The sequence below is a fragment of the Paenibacillus sp. FJAT-26967 genome (assembly GCF_001541095.1).
Lineage (GTDB): Bacteria > Bacillota > Bacilli > Paenibacillales > NBRC-103111 > Paenibacillus_F.
Genome location: NZ_LMXH01000004.1, coordinates 202632 through 220873, shown reverse-complemented (window position 1 = coordinate 220873; position 18242 = coordinate 202632). Strand labels below are relative to the sequence as shown.

The 18242-nt window shown below is 51.3% G+C and carries 9 protein-coding genes; 2 read left to right on the top strand and 7 right to left on the bottom strand.

Features of this window, described 5'->3' with window-relative positions; all coding sequences use genetic code 11:
- Positions 1 to 206: 206 nt before the first annotated feature.
- Entirely contained in the window at positions 207 to 1139 is a 933-nt protein-coding gene (locus tag AR333_RS17405) for a protein kinase family protein (protein WP_068776642.1), read from the top strand.
- On the opposite strand, the gene AR333_RS17400 is transcribed toward AR333_RS17405, so the two are convergent.
- The 4 genes from AR333_RS17400 to AR333_RS17380 form a co-directional block, all read right to left on the bottom strand.
- Positions 1136 to 1315, bottom strand: coding sequence for a hypothetical protein (locus AR333_RS17400; RefSeq protein WP_068776641.1), 180 nt, complete (start codon positions 1313 to 1315; stop codon positions 1136 to 1138). The genes AR333_RS17405 and AR333_RS17400 overlap by 4 nt on opposite strands.
- A 243-nt stretch (positions 1316 to 1558) precedes the next feature.
- Positions 1559 to 2092 (bottom strand): YceI family protein, encoded by a 534-nt coding sequence (locus AR333_RS17395; protein ID WP_068776640.1) that lies wholly within the window; start codon positions 2090 to 2092, stop codon positions 1559 to 1561.
- Positions 2093 to 2384: 292 nt separating this feature from the next.
- Positions 2385 to 4805 carry a TPM domain-containing protein gene (locus AR333_RS17385; protein ID WP_253735895.1) on the bottom strand — a complete coding sequence of 807 codons (2421 nt, stop codon included), beginning with the start codon at positions 4803 to 4805 and terminating at the stop codon, positions 2385 to 2387.
- A gap of 179 nt (positions 4806 to 4984) precedes the next feature.
- Positions 4985 to 9985 carry a glycosyl hydrolase family 18 protein gene (locus tag AR333_RS17380; RefSeq protein ID WP_068776637.1) on the bottom strand — a complete coding sequence of 1667 codons (5001 nt, stop codon included), beginning with the start codon at positions 9983 to 9985 and terminating at the stop codon, positions 4985 to 4987.
- A gap of 664 nt (positions 9986 to 10649) precedes the next feature.
- Here AR333_RS17380 and AR333_RS17375 point away from each other — a divergent pair.
- On the top strand, positions 10650 to 12167 hold the full coding sequence (locus AR333_RS17375; protein ID WP_068776636.1) for an alpha-amylase: 1518 nt from the start codon (positions 10650 to 10652) through the stop codon (positions 12165 to 12167).
- 206 nt (positions 12168 to 12373) lie between these two features.
- Here the strand turns inward: AR333_RS17375 and AR333_RS24730 are convergent, their stop codons facing one another.
- The 3 genes from AR333_RS24730 to AR333_RS17365 form a co-directional block, all read right to left on the bottom strand.
- Positions 12374 to 12511, bottom strand: coding sequence for a hypothetical protein (locus AR333_RS24730; RefSeq protein WP_156430946.1), 138 nt, complete (start codon positions 12509 to 12511; stop codon positions 12374 to 12376).
- On the bottom strand, positions 12508 to 14124 hold the full coding sequence (locus AR333_RS17370) for an S-layer homology domain-containing protein (protein WP_068776635.1): 1617 nt from the start codon (positions 14122 to 14124) through the stop codon (positions 12508 to 12510). The genes AR333_RS24730 and AR333_RS17370 overlap by 4 nt, the downstream gene beginning before the upstream one ends.
- Positions 14125 to 14214: 90 nt before the next feature.
- On the bottom strand, positions 14215 to 18165 hold the full coding sequence (locus AR333_RS17365) for a bifunctional 2',3'-cyclic-nucleotide 2'-phosphodiesterase/3'-nucleotidase (protein ID WP_253735894.1): 3951 nt from the start codon (positions 18163 to 18165) through the stop codon (positions 14215 to 14217).
- Between the last annotated feature and the right edge of the window lie 77 nt (positions 18166 to 18242).

Sequence of the window (18242 nt, the reverse complement as noted above, 5' to 3'; positions counted from 1 at the left end):
TGCTGCATTGTCAAAGTTCACTTGGAGCATTCGTTAAAAATCGGATTGGAATTCGGAACCGCTGAATTTCCTGCTGTTAAAGACAGTTCTTCCAGCACCCATTCCCTATATGACAAACGGGATCTCCATGAATTACTATAGACATAAACTCTCCCTTCATCTCTATAGAGGCCGAGGACGCACGAGAAACTGGAGGCACCGCACAGATGTTCAACCTAACCCGTCGTTATCGCAAACACACTTTATCTATCCTCCATAAAAAAATAAGCTCCGCTCTGCGCCTTCTGGGCGGCATTCCGTTCAGGAAGGGGGCGGTTATCGCGGGACGGTACCGGATCGGGCGCTGGCTAGGTTCGGGCAGCTACGGCGTAGCGTATTTGGCTGAGGACCTGCGGCACGGCCGCGAGTGTGTAGTGAAGCGGGTGTGGCCTTTGCGGGGCGGCAGCCTCCGCGCCGATCTTATTTACAGCATGGAAACGGACATGCTGCGCCGCTCTAGCCATCCCGCTTTCCCTGTTATCTACGAATCGTTCCTCTGGCGGGGGCAGCGCTGCTTTACGATGGAATTTATGCCGGGCACCAGTCTGGACGCTTTGCTGTTCCGGGATGAGCGGAAGTTCACGGAATCGCAGTCTCTGCGCATCATCCGTCAGCTGCTGGATCTGGTGATCATTCTGCACGGGGAGGGCATCATCCACCGCGATATCTCCATAGCTAACGTGCTGCTGGACGGAGATACGGTGAAGCTGATCGACTTCGGGCTGGCCCGGGAGATTCCGGTCTCAGGCGATCTCCTTGCAGAGCCTCCGGCATGGGAAGAGCTCGATGCCCTGGACGATGATCCTTCGGAGAAGAAGTTTAGGCGCGCGCTGCATGTTTCGAGCGATTTCTATGCCATCGGCCATCTGCTGCTCTTTCTGCTCTACAGCACCTACGCCATGGAGGATGCGGGACCGGATTCTTCCGCCGCAATCGCGGAATCGGACCCGAGCCGGGGATGGGAACATGAGCTGGAGCTTCATCCGGCAACAAAAAAACTGCTCCGCCGGTTGTTAATGACGGAACAGCCTTTTCTGAATGCAGAAGAAATCTGTACATGCGTGGATGACATTCTGCCCCTGCTTCCTGCAGCAGACTAACTGCTGTACGAACTTGAAGAACGTTTTTTCTTGTAGTGGTTGTGGCCGTAGTTGTTATGATTGCCATGTTTCTGTTTGCCATGCTTCCGATAATCATCACTGCTGTATTTAGGACGGTAATGCGAACTGCTGTGTTTGTCTTGGCCGAGAAGTTTACCCAATAATTTGCGCAGCATACGTCATACCTCCTTTCGAGCATTTGGACGTACTATACGGGAGCGAAGGTGATACGTTTCATCCGCAAGTCTCTTAAAAATCGTCTCCCCTTAAATCTTTATCCATTTGCCCGCTTGCTGAATAAATCTACGGACTCCATGTGTTACATGCAGAAAAAGACAGCAGAACCTATGTCCTGCTGTCTATGGGAAGAATCTGATTCTATTGATATTGCCGGGCCTCCACTAAGCTGCACTTGAACCTTAAGCTTGTTTGGAAGCCTCCAGATCGATTGAAATTTTAATTTCATCTCCGATCAGCATCCCGCCTGTTTCCAGTGCAGCATTGTAAGTGAGACCATAATCGCTGCGTTTAATACTTCCTTTGCCGCTGAAGCCTACTTTCTCATTGCCCCAAGGATCTTTGCCTGCTCCCTCGAAGATAACATCGAACGTCTCGGGACGGGTAACGCCATGCAGCGTAAAATCCCCTGTTACTTTATACTCATCATCGCCGGTTTTTACGATTCGGGTAGACCGGAAGGTCATCTCCGGATTCTTCTCTACGTCAAAAAAATCGGCGGAACGCAGATGGTTGTCACGGTCGGCATTGCGGCTGTCCACGCTGCTGAGGTCAACCGAAACATAGACGGCGGCCGTCGTAAGATCGGAAGGATCTGCATCGATTTGTGCTTCGAAAGACGCAAAATTACCTTTTACTTTGGCGATCATCATATGCTTAACCGAGAAGTCCAGGCTGCTGTGTGTAGAATCTACGATCCATTTGGAACTTGTCATGTGAATTTCCCCCTTGTAATTAACTTACTAAAAAATATTCGCTTACTAAAAGTTATTATATTACCATCATATTCGCTGCTGCTCTTTTTGTCAATCCTTTGTAAAAAATAGCAGCAGTCCTCCGCATATAAACGGGTGTCAGCAAATGTCCAAGATAAACATAAAAAAGACTGGGGAAGCCCCCAGCCTTTTTCTTCTTATTCCTGATACAGACGACAGACAGCGTATCATGGACACTGTAAAATTTCCTCACAACCGGTATCCGTGCATCCGCATATTCACCCACCGCCCGTTACCACTTGGAAGAACCCGAGGATCTTCCTCCGCCTCCAGAGCGCCCGCCGCCCCAGCCGGAACTACCGGAGGAACGCCCTCCTTGCCCGCCCCAGCCAGAACTGCCGGAAGACCGGCCTCCGCCTCCCGGTCCTCCAGGACCGTTCCTGCGCGCGCGCTCTGCGGACAAATGACGCTGATAATCGCGATCCATCTGTGCCAAGATCTGCTCACCAGCCGTGATTTGCCGCATCGCTTCCACGAAGAGCCCCTGCGCGATCAGGCGCTCGCTCTCCTCCGCCAGCGTTCCATAGCCGGAGGAGTACCGGGCGAGGCTGATGCTGCGGCCATAGCGCGTGTGCCTGCTGCGGAACTCTTCCTCAAGCTTCCTCAGAAGGCGGACAGCCTCCTCTTTTTCCCGGATCAACTGCTGCACCTGCTCTGCAACACGCAAGCTGTCTGCATCGGATCTCTGCAATTGTTCCTCCACCCGGTCCACATCAAGACCGGAGCCTTTCATTTGCCGCTGGAGATCTTCCGTGCTTCGGATGCCGTCTGTTATCCTCCCTGCCAATTCCGCCCGGTTTACTCCCAGCTGACCTAAACTTGAGGATGCTTGATAAAGCCGCTCCTGAACCTGCTGCAGACGGGATTGTGCTGAGCGCACCCGCTGGTTCAAGCTATCGTAGTAACCAAGAATGAGCTGTCTTGACTGCCTGATTTCCGCAGCAAGCTGGAGTGCCTTTCCGCTCTGTTCGGCCGCCTGTCTATATTCCTGAACGTCCGCGGCGACTTTCGACCGGATGTCTGACAGCAGACGGATCATCTCTTCCTGCGCCTGCAGCAGACTGTTATATCTCGCCGTCTGCTCGTGTATATGATTCGCTGCGAAATCCACCGCCAGCTTGGCTGATTCGCTACGATAGACACGATCGAAATCGTTCAGCTCCTGTACAAGCCCCTCAAGCTCACGCACGGCTTCCAGAGCAGAATCCCGGTTATGAATCATTTCTTCGACAAGCGCACGCGCCGAATTTAGACCTTCCTCAATCCGGCCTGCCGTCCGCTGTGCTTCCTCCGCATCCCCCTCCTGCAGACGAGCGGCCAGCTGGGGAACTGCATTGCTGGTTTTCTGCAGAATGGCATACGGGTCCCCATCCGTCAGCAGAAGCCTCTCCCGCACGGCTATACTCCTCAGCTCTTCCTCCAGCGATTGAACGCGAGGGATGTAGCGAGGATGCTCCGCCTCCAGCTTGCCCAGCACGTCTATGGAAATTCGGATTGCTTCCAACTGCTTCAGCGAGGTCTCGGCCGAGCTCCCGGCTTGCAGATAATCGAACTCATCCAATTCGTCAGCCTTTTCCAGTTCAGCCTGAGCTTCCTGCACTCTCATCTTCATTACAGATAGAGGGTAAGAGGTCTTCGCAGCCCATGCTTCAACCAAAGAATTTGCTGCGGCGAACTGTTCCTTAGCCTGCTCAACCGATCTCCTTACCTGTGCTGATTGTTTCTCGAACTCCGTCAGCCGGGTCTTGTAAGGCTCCAGCCGGTTAATATAATCCCCTACATCTTCCAGGAGCTGGCGGGCGCTCTTCTCTTCGGCTGCCTTGACGAAGAATGCAGCCCGCTGCGCCTGCAGCCTTTCCTCTAATCTTCCGGATTCGCCTTGGAATGCAAGAATAGCCTCTTCGAGTTCCTCGGCTTGCTTGCGTGTCTCCCCCTGAAGAAAACCCTTCTCCAGCTCTTGGAAGATGTCCGAGAACAGCAGCCCGTTCAGAACCGGCTGAGCTTCTGCGTGCAGGCGCTTGGCTTCATCCAGATGCTTACGGGTCCGCGACATTCTCCTGTACTGCATACCGAGCAGTACGGCAGCGAGCAGCAGAATTATGGCTACTGCAACTATCGTCAGATTGGAGCCGGACATGCCGTTTGAAGCGGCTGCTCCTCCAAGCCCGGGCACTGCCGCACGGGGCAGATCATTCACATAGTTGCTGATGGCCAGAATTCCATCGGCAACTCTCCCCTGTCCCGCAAGGGGAACAAAATTAAGATCAACAATTCCTTTCGCGTTCTTTGCTTTGGTTCTCGAGACTGCGGTTTGGAGTTGTTCATTGTCAAAGACGAGATGTACATAATTAGGAGAAGTCGTAACGACCAGCATAAGCTGATTTCCCGACAATCCCCATTGATCGTAAGCCGTGTTAGCAAGCTGCTCTCCTTCTTGTTCATTCAGCCCTTTGGCTGTTAGAAGGAGCACCTCATAGTCCCGGCCTTGAAGTTCTTGCTCCACTTGTCTGGCCTGACTAGAAGTCAATAAACCGGCAGGATCTGTCACTATCCCCGTTCTTTCTGGAGCCGGCGGCGCAGCGACAACGGTCGTGCAAATCATGACAAGAAACAGTACAAGCGCTAGTACGGTCCTGCTGATTGTGTTCATCATGTTCCCCCTTCACGCAAATACGGTGATGCCACTTCTTATGATAACTATACCCCAAAAGCAGATTTTTGTACTTGGCACGGCTTCCGGACGACGAAAAGCCCGGAATCAGGACTGTCCTGATTCCGGGCTTAAAGGTTTTAATAAGATAAAAGATGACTAGCAAAACTGTTCATTCGGAATTAAGGATTTACTGGAATTACATTCACGATCGCATCCAGTAAAGCTCCTGTTTTATCCATGCCGTATTCCCAGAACATAGCTCCTCCGAGATCGTTATCCACCACATACTGCGCTTTGGCGGCTACGGATTGCGGATCGTCATAGGAAAGGAATGTGGTGCCGTCAAACAGATAAGGAGCTTTAGCTGCATCATCCCAGTAACGGACGAACCCGTTAGCGCTGTTATAGTTTGCCAGGATATCATTATAGGTCGGAGCATTTCCACTGCCTTTGGCTTTCTGTCCAAGTCCATTGTTAACTGTCGACTCGACATTGTACCAGATGTGACTGTAGAAGCCCGCTCCGATTACAATTTTATTCGACGGCATTCCTGCCGCCTGGTATCTCTTCACAACCATATCTGCGCTCATGCCAGGTCCGTACAGATTCGTGTGATGTCCGGTTTTAGCGGACCAGCCACCTTCGAAGTCATAGGTCATGATGTTGATGTTATCCAGCAAAGGAGCAATCTTGTCGATTTCAACTGCAGCAATATGCTGGGTACCAGCTCCGCCTGCCATTGAAATCTCATAATACTTGTTGTCTTCCAATCCTTGTTTATTCAACTTCTCTCTCAGCATTTGCAGAAGCAGAGTAAAGTTCTTCGTATCTTCGGGTCTTGCCTTCATAACACCATCCGCACTGATGGAAGGATACTCCCAGTCGAGATCTACCCCATCCAGCTTGTACTGTTTGATGTAATCGATAATACTGTCTGTGAAAATGTTGCGTGCTTCATCGGTTAACACGGCATCCGAGAAACCATCTGCACCCCAGCCGCCAATAGCGATCAGAATTTTCAGTTTCGGATTCTGTGCTTTCAAGCTTTGAAGGTACGCATAGTTCGCCTCATCATTCTGTCCAGCAAGCGGAATAATCTTTCCGTCTTTAACATGAGTAAAGGAATAATCCAGATGTGTTAACTTATTGGCATAAACAGAATTGGTTACAGACCAATCTTCCCAACCTGCGATATAACCGATGACTTTCTTCTGCGGTTTAATTGTGAAGTTTACGGTTGTAGAAGCTGTCTTACCCAGTGTCCCGTTAGCGGCGGTTACAACAAGGACATATGTCCCCGCCTCGGTAATGCCGGTGCCTTTCGTATAAATCTTACCGTTAAGAGTAGCTCCGCTAACTATTCCGGGAGCGTCTGTCCAGTTCGGCAAAACGCCGGAAGTATACGTCTGGCCATCCACGACGTTAATTACCTGTGGAGCTGCAGGAACAGCACTGCTAGGTACATAAGGTTTTCCTTGGAGTCCATCGGCTAAAGCACCTAGTAGAACTCCAGTTTTATCCTGGCCATACTCCCAGAACATGGCTCCGCCCAATTCTTTGTCGAGTACGTATTGAGCTTTGGCCGCTGCTGATTCCGCATCATCATAGGATAAGAAGGTACTGCCATCGAACAGGTACGGAGCTTTAGCGGTATCATCCCAATAACGGGTAAAGCCGTTCACTTCGTTATACGTAGCAGCGATTACGTTATAGGTTGGCGTATTCTGACTGCCTGTAGCCGATTGACCTAGTCCGTTCTTATCTGTCGATTTAACGTTGTACCAGATATGACTGTAAAAGGCCACTCCGATCACAATTTTGTTGGCTGGCACTTTAGCTGCTTTATAGTTGTTCACAACCGAATCGACACTGAATGCTCCTCCCCCATAAAGGTTCGTGTGATGTCCGGTCTTAGCGGACCAGCCGCCCTCGAAATCATACGTCATGATGTTAATATTATCTAAAATACTTGCTACTTTCTCAGCTTCAATCCCTGCAAGTTTATCGTTGCTGGCTCCTGCAGCCATAGAGATCTCGTAATACTTGTTATCTTTCAGTCCTTGGACATTCAGCTTCTCACGTAGCTTCTGCAAGAACAGAGTATAATTTTTTTTGTCTTCAGGTCTTGATTTCATTGCACCGTCTACACTAAGGGTAGGATATTCCCAGTCGATGTCTACCCCATCCAGCTTATTGTCCACCATATACTGAACAATGCTATCTGCGAACGTATCGCGGGAATCTTCGGTTAAGACCGCATCTGAGAAACCATCCGCTCCCCAGCCGCCGACCGCTATCATCAGTTTAAGGTTCGGATTCTGGTTCTTCAATGTATGCAGATAAGCATAATTTGCCGCATCATCCTGATAAGGGGCCGGGACGATCCGGTCGTTCTTCACGTGCGTGAATGAATAGATCAGATGCGTCAGCTTCGCAGCATCGATCGGATTTGAATCCGCAGAATAGGAATTCCATCCGGCTGCATATGCAATTACTTTCTTCTGTGGATCTACAGTAAAGTTGACTGTTGTAGAAGCCGTCTTGTCTAAAGTCCCGTTAGCAGCCGTTACAACAAGGACATAGGTCCCTGCTTCTGTAATGCCGGTACCTTTCGTGTAAGCTTTACCGTTGAGGGTAGCTGCGCTTACCGTTCGGGGGGCATCCGTCCAGTTCGGCAGAACACCGGAAGTATACGTCTGACCATCGGTTACATTCCGCACTTGCGGAGCCGCAGGTACAGCATTATCTGGCACATAGGATTTTCCTTGGAGTCCATCGGCTAAAGCACCGACCAGAACGCCCGTCCGGTCCTGTCCATACTCCCAGAACATCGCGCCGCCCAAATCCTTCTCGAGGACATACCGAGCTTTTGCCGTTACAGACTCCGCATCGTCATAAGACAGGAATGTACTGCCGTCGAACAGATACGGAGCTTTTGCCGCATCATCCCAATAACGGGTAAAGCCGTTCGCCTTATTATATATGGGTGCAATAACGTTATAAGTCGGTGTATTCTGGCTCCCTGTAGCAGCCTGACCCAATCCGTTCTTATCGGTTGACTTTACATCGTACCAGATGTGGCTGTAGAAAGCCGCTCCGATCACAATTTTGTTAGCAGGTACGTTTGCATTTCTATACATCTTTACGACGGAATCGACACTGATGGATCCGCCGTAGAGGTTCGTGTGGTGTCCGGTTTTGGTGGACCAGTTACCCTCGAAGTCATACGTCATGATGTTGATGTTATCCAGAATAGCCGCTAATTTGTCCGCTTCGATTCCGTCCATTTTCTTCTTGCTTGCTCCGGCGGCCATCGAAATTTCATAGTACTTATTTTCTCTAAGTCCTTGTTTATTCAGTTTCTCGCGAAGAAGTTTCACGAACAACGTGAAGTTAGGCTTGTCTTCGGATCTGGCCTTCATGACACCGTCTTCACTCAGAGTAGGATACTCCCAGTCCAAGTCCACCCCATCCAGCTTGTTGTCCACGATGTACTTCACAATGCTGTCTGCGAACGTATTGCGGGAATCCTCCGTCAAGACTGCATCCGAGAAGCCATCCGCACCCCAGCCGCCGATCGCAATCATGAGCTTAAGTTTCGGGTTCTGATTCTTCAGAGTATGCAGATAAGCATAGTTCGCCGCGTCATTCTGATAAGGAGCTGGAACGATCTTGCCGTCTTTTACGTGTGTGAACGAATAGATCAAATGCGTCAGTTTCGTCGCATCAATCGGATTCTCTGCAGAATAGGTTTCCCATCCCGCTGCATAAGCGATCAGTTTCTTAGCTGCCGCCGGCTCGGTGGTACTTCCTCCGCCGCCAGAACCGCCGCCGCCGTAGCCAGGTGTGCCCACTACGATAGAATCTTTCTGCGGTCCGTCTTTTTTACCTGGCGCTTTGTCAAAAGCAGAACCTTTGCCGCCTTCATTTACGGTAACAGATTGAACTGTTCCGTTGCCTGTAACTTTAGCAATTGCATCCAGGATAAGGGATACAATCGTTGCATCCGCCTGAACGGAGATAGCAGAGTCACTGCCGGTAACTTTGACCGTTTCGATTGTTCCCTTAACGAGATCAACCTTGATTTTTTGGCCGGCAATTGTCAGTGTGGCAAATTGTCCGGACAATGTAACGGATGTTTCCGCCGGCAGCTCTTTGGATAGCAGAACATCCACGAACCCGGCGCCTGTCAGCGCCTCTTCTTCTAATTTCACAGGTGATTTAACAATAAGATTCTGGATAGAAGAGTTACCCTTGACAACAAGCCGCACTATACCGCTTGCCTTGTCTACTACGACCGTACCCAAATTAGAATCTACGATATAAATAGAGTTGGCTCCGCCGCCGTTAACGGTTGTGGTTCCTTCTACTTTCACGTTCTTGAGCGTCGCGTCACCTTCACCGATTCCCTTGCCCAAAATCAGATTGCCTTTGATGACCATGTTCTGCAAAGTAACTCCCGGTACGGTAATCGAAACACCGCCTTGGATGGTTTCCGTACCCGTTGCCGGACCGTAAGTACCTGCCTTATCATAAGTAGTAAGCGCTTGCAAATTTGGTGTGCGGCTGAGCAGAACTACCGCTTCCGCGCGGGTCAATTTGCCGTTCGGACGGAATGTACCGTCTTCATAACCATCAATAACACCCTTTGCCACCATTGCGTTTACCGCTTTTTTACTCCAATCTGCAATCTCTGAGCTGTCCTTAATTCCCTCCAGTTTGTCCTCTGACTGTGTATCAAGCGGAAGAACCCGGGATAGCATAACCGCCGCTTCCTGCCTGCTGATCAGCTGATCCGGCTTAATCGTCCCGTCGCTGTATCCATCTACGTAGCCTGCCGTTACAGCTTTGCTGACCTCCTTATACTGCCACTGCTCCGATGTTACATCAGAGAATTGAATGTCTTTCGTTTCGGTTAAATTGAAAAACCGGTTGATAAGCGCCATCAGTTCCACACGAGTGATAGCCTTGTCCGGCTTCAATGAACCGTCCGGATATCCCTCCAAGAGACCTTTATGATGCCATTCAGTCAGCTGAGCCTGAGCCCAATGACCTTCAATATCAGCCGAGTTGGCCTTAGCTATTCCAGGAAAAGCAGAAATGTACGAGGAAAAAATCATACCTGTACACAGAATGAAAACGAGCCATTTCCATAAAACACTCTTCTTAAGCGCTTCCATTTTGCACCCCATTTACTTTAGATTTATACAATACCGGTCACAAAGGCTTACAACGTTCACCTCCAATATCTTTCCTTCGGGCGGTATTGTTTCTAAATTCAGCCTAAAGGCTTGAATTTAAAGCAAAATTACGTACGCTAGGATAAATCAGGTAAGAACAAAGTACTAGTCTAACTGACTTGGTAGTGGAAATAAATGAAAAATACGAAATGAACACGGATGCTTGAGGGAAAAAAGAGGAAGAATACTGTCTTGAATTCCATTATATTCGATTGTAATTGGGATAACAGGGGTGTTTTTATACAAAACAAGGAGACAATTCTCTCCTATTCCATACGAATAGTGCCATTTGATTATTTTTTTCGACATGAAGTCCCATTTTCACTGTTATTCAAAGGAGCTATCTTCTGCATCTACAGGACATGAGCCATAATTCCTATGCAACTGCCGCCGTCCCGTGAGTATAGTGATAGCAGCAAATCATACTGATTCTCTGCAAGACTTCCGGCTTTCAGGACAGCCCTTCAAAAGCAGTGGTTTAAGTAATGCCCTGCAAAGGGTAATCATCCTCTAGATAACCGGCGCCGACATAAGGCCACGGACAGCAAGAGTGTTCTTGTAGTACAGAGAAACTCGCGATAGATCTATCTGAGGGGGAATACGCATGAAGCGAAACCATACCATGATGCAATTTTTCGAATGGCACGTAGAAGCCGATGGTTCTCACTGGAACCGGCTCAAAGAAATGGCTCCGGAATTGAAACGGCTCAAAATTGATTCCGTCTGGATTCCGCCCGTTACCAAGGGCCAGTCCGACCAGGACACCGGTTATGGCGTGTATGATTTGTACGATCTGGGCGAATTCGATCAAAAAGGAACCGTACGGACTAAATACGGTACAAAACAGGAACTGCTTGATGCAATAGCCGCCTGCCAGGAGAACGGATTGTGCGTTTATGCCGATCTCGTGATGAATCATAAAGCGGGTGCGGATGAGAAAGAGCTTTTCAAAGTCATCGAGGTAGACCAGCATGACCGGACCGAAGAAATCTCAGAACCTTTCGATATTGAAGGCTGGACGAAGTTTACCTTTCCGGGACGCGGAGAGAAGTATTCAGCCTTTAAATGGGATTTTGGGCATTTCAACGGCACGGATTATGACGCCAAGGAAGATCGCACCGGGGTGTTCAAAATCGTAGGCGAGCATAAAGATTGGAATGAAAATGTCGATGACGAGTTCGGCAATTACGATTATCTGATGTTCGCCAATATCGATTACAGCCATCCCGGTGTACGGGAGGAAATGATCCGCTGGGGCAAATGGCTCGGGAATACGCTGGGCTGCGACGGATATAGGCTTGATGCTATCAAGCATATCAATCACGAGTTTGTGAAAGAATTCGCAACCGAAATGATCAAAGAGCGCGGCGAAGATTTCTATATTGTCGGAGAATTCTGGAAGTCGGATCTCGCAGCCTGCCAAGCCTTCCTGGATACGCTGGACTATAAAATCGATTTATTCGATGTATCGCTGCACTATAAACTGCATGCGGCGTCCAAGGAGGGGCGAGAGTTTGATCTCTCTACGATTTTTCAGGATACCCTGGTCAGCTCCCACCCCTTCCATGCGGTCACTTTCGTAGACAATCATGATTCTCAGCCTCACGAAGCGCTGGAATCCTGGATTGAAGACTGGTTTAAGCAAAGTGCCTATGCGCTGATTCTGCTGCGTGAAGAAGGCTATCCTTGTGTCTTTTATGGAGACTACTTCGGAATTGGAGGACCTGCTCCGGCCGAAGGGAAGAAGGCCGACATTGATCCTCTGCTGGAGGCGCGCTACCATAAAGCTTATGGCACGCAGGAGGATTACTTCGATCATCCGAACACCATTGGCTGGGTAAGACGCGGCGTGGATGAGATCGAGCATTCCGGAATTGCGGTTGTGATTTCAAACGGCGATAATGGCGAGAAGCGAATGTGTGTCGGAGAAAACCGTGCCGGTGAGCAGTGGACGGATTTGACCGGCAACCGGCAGGAGCAGATCACCATCGGCGAGGACGGTTTTGCCGATTTTCCTGTAAACGGAGGAAGCGTCTCCGTATGGGCATTTGCAGGCGAGAGTTCGGATGGGCACCCCAAGGATGAACAAGCGGGCGGGTCATGCGACAATACGGAGCAATAAAGAAGCAGCCGGGAAAGAGGCAACCGCTAATGATTTCTGCAGTTGCAGTCCTTCAGTGCTTGCTATTACACTAAGCAACGAACAAAGGCAGGGGCCCCAGGGTCCCTGCCTTTGTTCGTTGCCTCTTAACATTACACGGTTAACATTCACTCCGTTCAGCAAGGGGCCTCCAGTAATACAGGCCCTTCCTTTTCACATTCCCAAAACTACATTTCATGGACCCGGCTTATCGAAATCGTAAACACAAAGCTTTCCCCGTAATCCCAAGCAAGATTAAAACCGAATTCCTTATTCCCGGCTACCGGAGTGCCGCTTAGTTTGCCAAGAATTCTCTTACGCCTCATTTTATTTGTTCCGGGAAGACCAGCAGCCCGTTGTAGATCACTTGAGCCGCTTCCGCGCGGGTCGCTGCCTCCAGCGGCGAGAACGTATCGTCCGTTCGGCCGATCATCAGTCCGCTGTGGACGGCCTTGTCCACAGCGGACCGGGCCCACGTGCTGATATCCCCGCTGTCCGCGAAATCAGCCTTAGGCGCTTGGTCCGGACCCGCATGAGTCTTCGCGGCCATGCGGGTCATCATCACGGCGATCTCCTCGCGCGTGATTATCTGCTCCGGCGCGAACGTGTCCGGGCCGGTTCCTTCCACGATGCCGCCCTCGTAAGCGGCAGCTATCGCATCTGCGTACCAGCTGCCGGCCGGAACGTCCCGGAAAGCAGCCGGTTTAGCCGCGGTGAGCTTAAGCTGCTTCACGAGCATCGTCACGAACTGTGCGCGGGTTACTTCCTGCTCCGGCTCAAAGCGGGTATCGCTTACCCCGTCGATGATGTGTTTCCCTGCCAGCTCTTTCACAACCTTGTACGCCCAGTGCTGCCCGGGCAGATCCGTGAACGATTTGTTGTACGTAAACACGCCGTACCGGCTGGAATGCTCTACACGCGCGGCAATCGAGCTGCCATCCGGCTTACCGCCCGCGTAGACTGCTTGACCTGAGGCATCCACAGAATAGATGCCGGCCAGGTTTCGCTCCGCAGGAACCGCCGTCAGCTTCAGCTTCAGTGTCAGGGACTCCGCGAAGGACTGGACGGGCACCTCGTCCCCGCCTAGGACCCGGATGGCGATGCGGACATCCACGGCATCGCCTGCTGCTTGAACGACGGCCCCGCCGCTGCGTTTGTTCCAGGCCGCGACCAGCTTGCCTACCGCATCTTCGCTGACCCGGTCGATGCGGACTAAGAGCGAAGCGGCCGTCTGCCCGGCAGGCACAGCCGCCGCAAGTCCAGCGAGCGCTTCCTTCGGAAACACGATCGTGCCGAAGGTGGTAACTAGCTGGACAGGCGTATCCCCGGCAAGCTCCGCCAGATTGGCGGGCAGGAGCACTTCGCCGGAACTTTTGCCGCTGCCGAAGTCAGCCTGCAGTGTAATGAAGTCCTTATCCGGCTTCGGAATATCACGCGCCGTGATCGTGACCACCGCGGTACTGCCCGGCTGTTCCGGGGTTACCGGCCCCGGTTTAGGGGATTCCGTCCCTCCGCTTCCGTTCCCGCTGTCGCTTCCTCCTCCCTCGCCGTTGTCCCGCTTGGAATACGTGAATGCGGAAGAAGCCGTCGTACCGCCAAGTCCTGCCACCACCTGATAAGTTCCCGTCTCAGCCCCGTGCGGAAGCGTAAAAGAGGTCTTGTAGGCCCCTGCATCCGCTAAAACGATATCATAGAAAACATTCGTTCCGTTAGGCGCCAGAACCTTCACTATGACTTCGGGGAGCTGCGTCTGGCCGGACACCGTAACCGTGCCGCCCGTCCGCACTCCTCCTATGGCATCGAGGGAAATGCCGCTCTTCTGCGCTGCTTGCCCCTCTTGAGCCGCCTCTGCTGCCTGCACTTCCGTGGAAACAGGAGCCATAAGCAGCGCTGCCGCCAGAAGGCTCAGCAGAACCGGATTCCGTCTATTTTCTCTCAAGGTAATGCCCCTTTCGCAATAAGATCACCGAACCCGGAGCGCCCGCCCCGGGCCCGATCTTGGCGCTATCCTTGCCGCTTCCCGCAGCTTCTACTGGTTTAAGTTCGTGATGCGCCCTTCCAGCTTGGAAGTAATCTTGCCGCCTTTGAAGGTCTGGGTAATGTAAGCGTAGAAGACATCGAGATCATTCAGACCCACTTCCACGTTCGTTCCTTCAAGAAGCACTTTATAGTTGTCGCCGCCTGCCGCCATAAAGTTATTTACGGTTACCGTATACGTTCCGTTATCGTCGATCGGTGTTCCATCCGCTTTCTTCAGATCGGCTACCCGCTCTTCGATCGGCTTGCTGAAGTCAGCCGTATAGCTCAGACCCGAAATCTGCAAGGTCTTCGTATCCGGACTTCCATCCAGCTTTTTGCCCCATTGCTGCTGAAGCAGTTTTTTGATCTGCCCGCCGGTCAGCGTCAGTTTAACGAGTGTATTGCCGAATGGCTGGATCTTGGCCAAGTCCGAGAACTGGATGTTGCCCTTAGGCAAATCGGCGCGGATGCCACCCGGATTCATAAAAGCAAAATCCGACTGCATCCCGTCACGCATCGCATCCGCGATGAGATTGCCCAGCGCATTCTCCCCGTTATAGGCGCCTGTCCGGGCATAAACGACATCTGTGGTTCCTACCGGCTCCTTAAGCACCGGGAACTTATCCAAGTACTTGTTAATGAGCGCGAGTACTTCTGCGTCAGGGGTAACGCCTTCCTGCTTCACATCCACGATAGCGGCGGTTTTTGTGACAATATCGCCTGTAGCCGGATCAATTTCCAAGTCTACGTCTGCAAAAGCAGTACCGTATGAGTACGCCTGCACCATCAGCTTGTTATCAACGATCGTATTCACTTTGGCATGATTATCTCCGGCAAAAATAACGTCGACTTCATCATCGATTGCATTCGCCAGATCTACGGCTTCTCCGGATGCCACGTTATCTTTCACACTCGCCGGGTCATGCGCAAGCACGACGATGGCTTTGACGCCCTGCGCCTTCAGTTCCGCCACCGCTTGGTTGACGACAGGCGCCTGCTCGACAAGCTTGACGCCCTTCAAGCCTTCCGGCGAAACCTTGTTGACCGTCGACATCGTCGCAACGCCGATAAAGCCGATTTTGGCGCCTCCGATTTCTTTGATGACATAGGGCTCGAATAAAGGTTTATCCGTGGCCGCATCCAATGCGTTTGTGCTTACATAGGGGAAATTCGCTTTGTCATAGAGGACATCCGGCTTCTTAGGATCGGGTCCCCCGTTAATTTGCGCACGGAGAGCTGCCACGCCCTGGTCAAACTCATGATTGCCGAGCGTACCGACATCGAATTTCATCAGATTCATAAATTCCATGGTAGGCTTATCCCTCTCCATAGAAGAAACAGGTGCAGTCGCTCCCACGGAATCTCCGGCATGAACGAGCAGCGTGTTCGGATTCGCTTTTCTCCACTCTTTGAAGTAAGTGGCCAGATAGGCGGCGCCACCGACTTTGCCGTATCCAAAATCAGAAGTCGTATCCAGCTGCCCATGGAAATCGTTAACGCCGAGCAGCTGCACCTTAACCGGCTGACCCGGGTTTGGCCGTGTGCCGCCGCTCAGGTCCAGCGAATAGACGGTGAAGCCTTTATCCGTGGTCACATTCGTGTTCTTAATGTGGGGGTTGTCTGCCAAATACGCAACCGCATTCGGAGAGCTGGTGAAGGTTACCTTAGGACTGCCTGTAACCGGCGCGATGGACCAGTTCTTGTCCGCAGAAGGATTAATCGTCTTCTGCCCGCTGATGTAATCCATCAGCACCTGCCGGTTCTCATCGGCCGAATCCACAACGAGCTGCGCCCCCTTGATGCCAGGGAAGTTGCCCCCGCCGCTTGCACGGTAGTTGTTCGTCACCACGATGAACTCCTGCTCGGGATTAATCGGCTGCCCGTTATAGTGCAGATTTACAACCCGGCTGGAGGCCGCATCGTTCAGACTGCCATCCGGCTTATATTTGGCCGGTTTCGTAACATCCAGCTGATAGGTCACTCCATCGATGATATCAAAGTTGAACACCTGGAAGCCCGGATTCAGCAGGGGCTGCTCTTCGGTGAGGGACGGATTGATCTGGTTGAACATGCCTGCGGACATATCCAGCCAATCCTTCACGACCGCCCCCTTCACTTTGACTGCTTTGAGCGTATTGTCGTAGAGATACAAATCGCTGGCGCTTTTAATCGCAATAGAGCCCTTGGCAATATCCGTATATTCCTGCGGGCCGTTGCGTCCTGCTTTGAACGGAGCTCCTACGGACAGAACCGGCAGATCTTTATACTGCGGAGCATTCGTCGCAATATATTTGCTGACATATTCCTTCTGCGCGTTAGTTACGATTTGGACCGAAGGATCATCCTGCACGAGGGCAAAATAGCTGTGAATAGGCGCTGTCGTTTCACCGATCGGCTGATTAGCGTACGCTTTCGTCGCCCGATGCTCGGCCTCTACGGCTTCCAGAATGGCCGGATCGGCTTGTACAAGTTCTTTCTTCGCCGCATTATCGTAAATCGCACGGGTAGAAGATTGTGAACCGGCAACTCTCCATTTGCCGCTATCCTGAACCAGCTTCAAATCGATCAGGCCAAGGTTCGCGCCGCCGTAACCGGCCTGAACGGCCGCAACGCCATTGATCGTGCCTTTGACATTGTCTACACCCGGCAGCGGATTCCCCTTCGCGTCTTTGAACAAGCCATCCAGGGACTTGGTGTCCGCTGCCGGGAATACCTTGTGCGTATGCGAGAACGTAATCGCATCGATTCCCGCTACCTTGCTCAGCGGCAGGATCGCGTCTTCTGCGAAAGTATCCGCCTGAGCCGCACCGTTAAAGCCGGAATGGGCCAGCGCAATAACGACATCCGCGCCTTCCGCTTTCATCTTAGGCACGAATTTGGAGGCCGTCGCCACGATATCCTTGGCGATTACCTTGCCCTCCAGATTGATCTTGTCCCAATCCATGATCTGAGGGGCCACCAAGCCGAGAACGCCGACTTTGATCTTCTGATCCTGGCCCTTCTCGTCCTTGTAAGTTCTATCGAGAATCTGATACGGAGTGAATTTATTCGCATCGTTATCCGGATTATTATCATGATCGTCCACATAAATATTCGCATTCAGATACGGGAACTCCGCGCCTTTAATGGACTTATCCAAGAATTCCAGTCCGTAGTTGAATTCGTGATTGCCGAATGTTGCCGCATCATAGTCCAGTTTATTCATCGCTTTATATACCGGATGAACCGCGTTAGGCTGTTTCAGCCCGTCAATGGTGGCGATATAGGTCCCCAGTGGGGTTCCCTGGATCAAATCCCCATTATCCACGAGAAAGGTATTTGGGTTTTCTTTGCGCGCTTCCTTGATCAAGGAGGCGGTTTTGGCCAAACCAACGGTTAAGGAAGGAGCATCTTTATAGTAGTCGTAATCTACCAGATTCGTATGTACATCCGTCGTTTCCATAATACGAAGATTTAAAGAGGAAGAATAAGAAGAGGGCTTGATCGTAACCGGTTCTGCCAGATTATTACCAACATTCGATAGATTTCCGCTGTATGAATCCACTACAAAAACACGGACAGACAGGTTCGGGCCCACAGAATTAAAATGGGCTGTTATTTTCTCCGGAGCTGTGATGTCCTTCTGGACAGCAGCAATCCCTACAGGCGCAGAGCCGTTGAAGAGTTCAAAAACCACGACTTCTTCACCGTTGTGACTCTCCCCCGACGGACTGACCCGGACACTGGCACGCACGCCTGAAGCCGTGTCCATCACCGGATCAGCGAGTACAAAGGATCGCACTCCCGCTGCGGCACTTGCGATTCCAGCATCCGATTGCGGATCTGCCTGGGCAACCACAACCCCCTGTTCGATGGGCCTCTGGGCCTTAATAACACCCGGTAAAATCTGCACGGAGATTAATCCGAAAGCCAAAGCCGAAGCTGTCAGCTTCCTCCACTGTTTAAGCGTACCGATTCCCATTCTATGAATCCCGCCTTCCCTGTAAATAGATTACAGGAAATAGTTTACCAGAAGTATTTTAACCACGTGTTAATATT

Bases quoted from the DNA above. Each gene is read 5' to 3' on its own strand.
- AR333_RS17405 (WP_068776642.1), top strand. From the start codon at position 207: ATGTTCAACCTAACCCGTCGTTATCGCAAACACACTTTATCTATCCTC.
- AR333_RS17400 (WP_068776641.1), bottom strand. From the start codon at position 1,315: ATGCTGCGCAAATTATTGGGTAAACTTCTCGGCCAAGACAAACACAGC.
- AR333_RS17395 (WP_068776640.1), bottom strand. From the start codon at position 2,092: ATGACAAGTTCCAAATGGATCGTAGATTCTACACACAGCAGCCTGGAC.
- AR333_RS17385 (WP_253735895.1), bottom strand. From the start codon at position 4,805: ATGATGAACACAATCAGCAGGACCGTACTAGCGCTTGTACTGTTTCTT.
- AR333_RS17380 (WP_068776637.1), bottom strand. From the start codon at position 9,985: ATGGAAGCGCTTAAGAAGAGTGTTTTATGGAAATGGCTCGTTTTCATT.
- AR333_RS17375 (WP_068776636.1), top strand. From the start codon at position 10,650: ATGAAGCGAAACCATACCATGATGCAATTTTTCGAATGGCACGTAGAA.
- AR333_RS24730 (WP_156430946.1), bottom strand. From the start codon at position 12,511: ATGAGGCGTAAGAGAATTCTTGGCAAACTAAGCGGCACTCCGGTAGCC.
- AR333_RS17365 (WP_253735894.1), bottom strand. From the start codon at position 18,165: ATGGGAATCGGTACGCTTAAACAGTGGAGGAAGCTGACAGCTTCGGCT.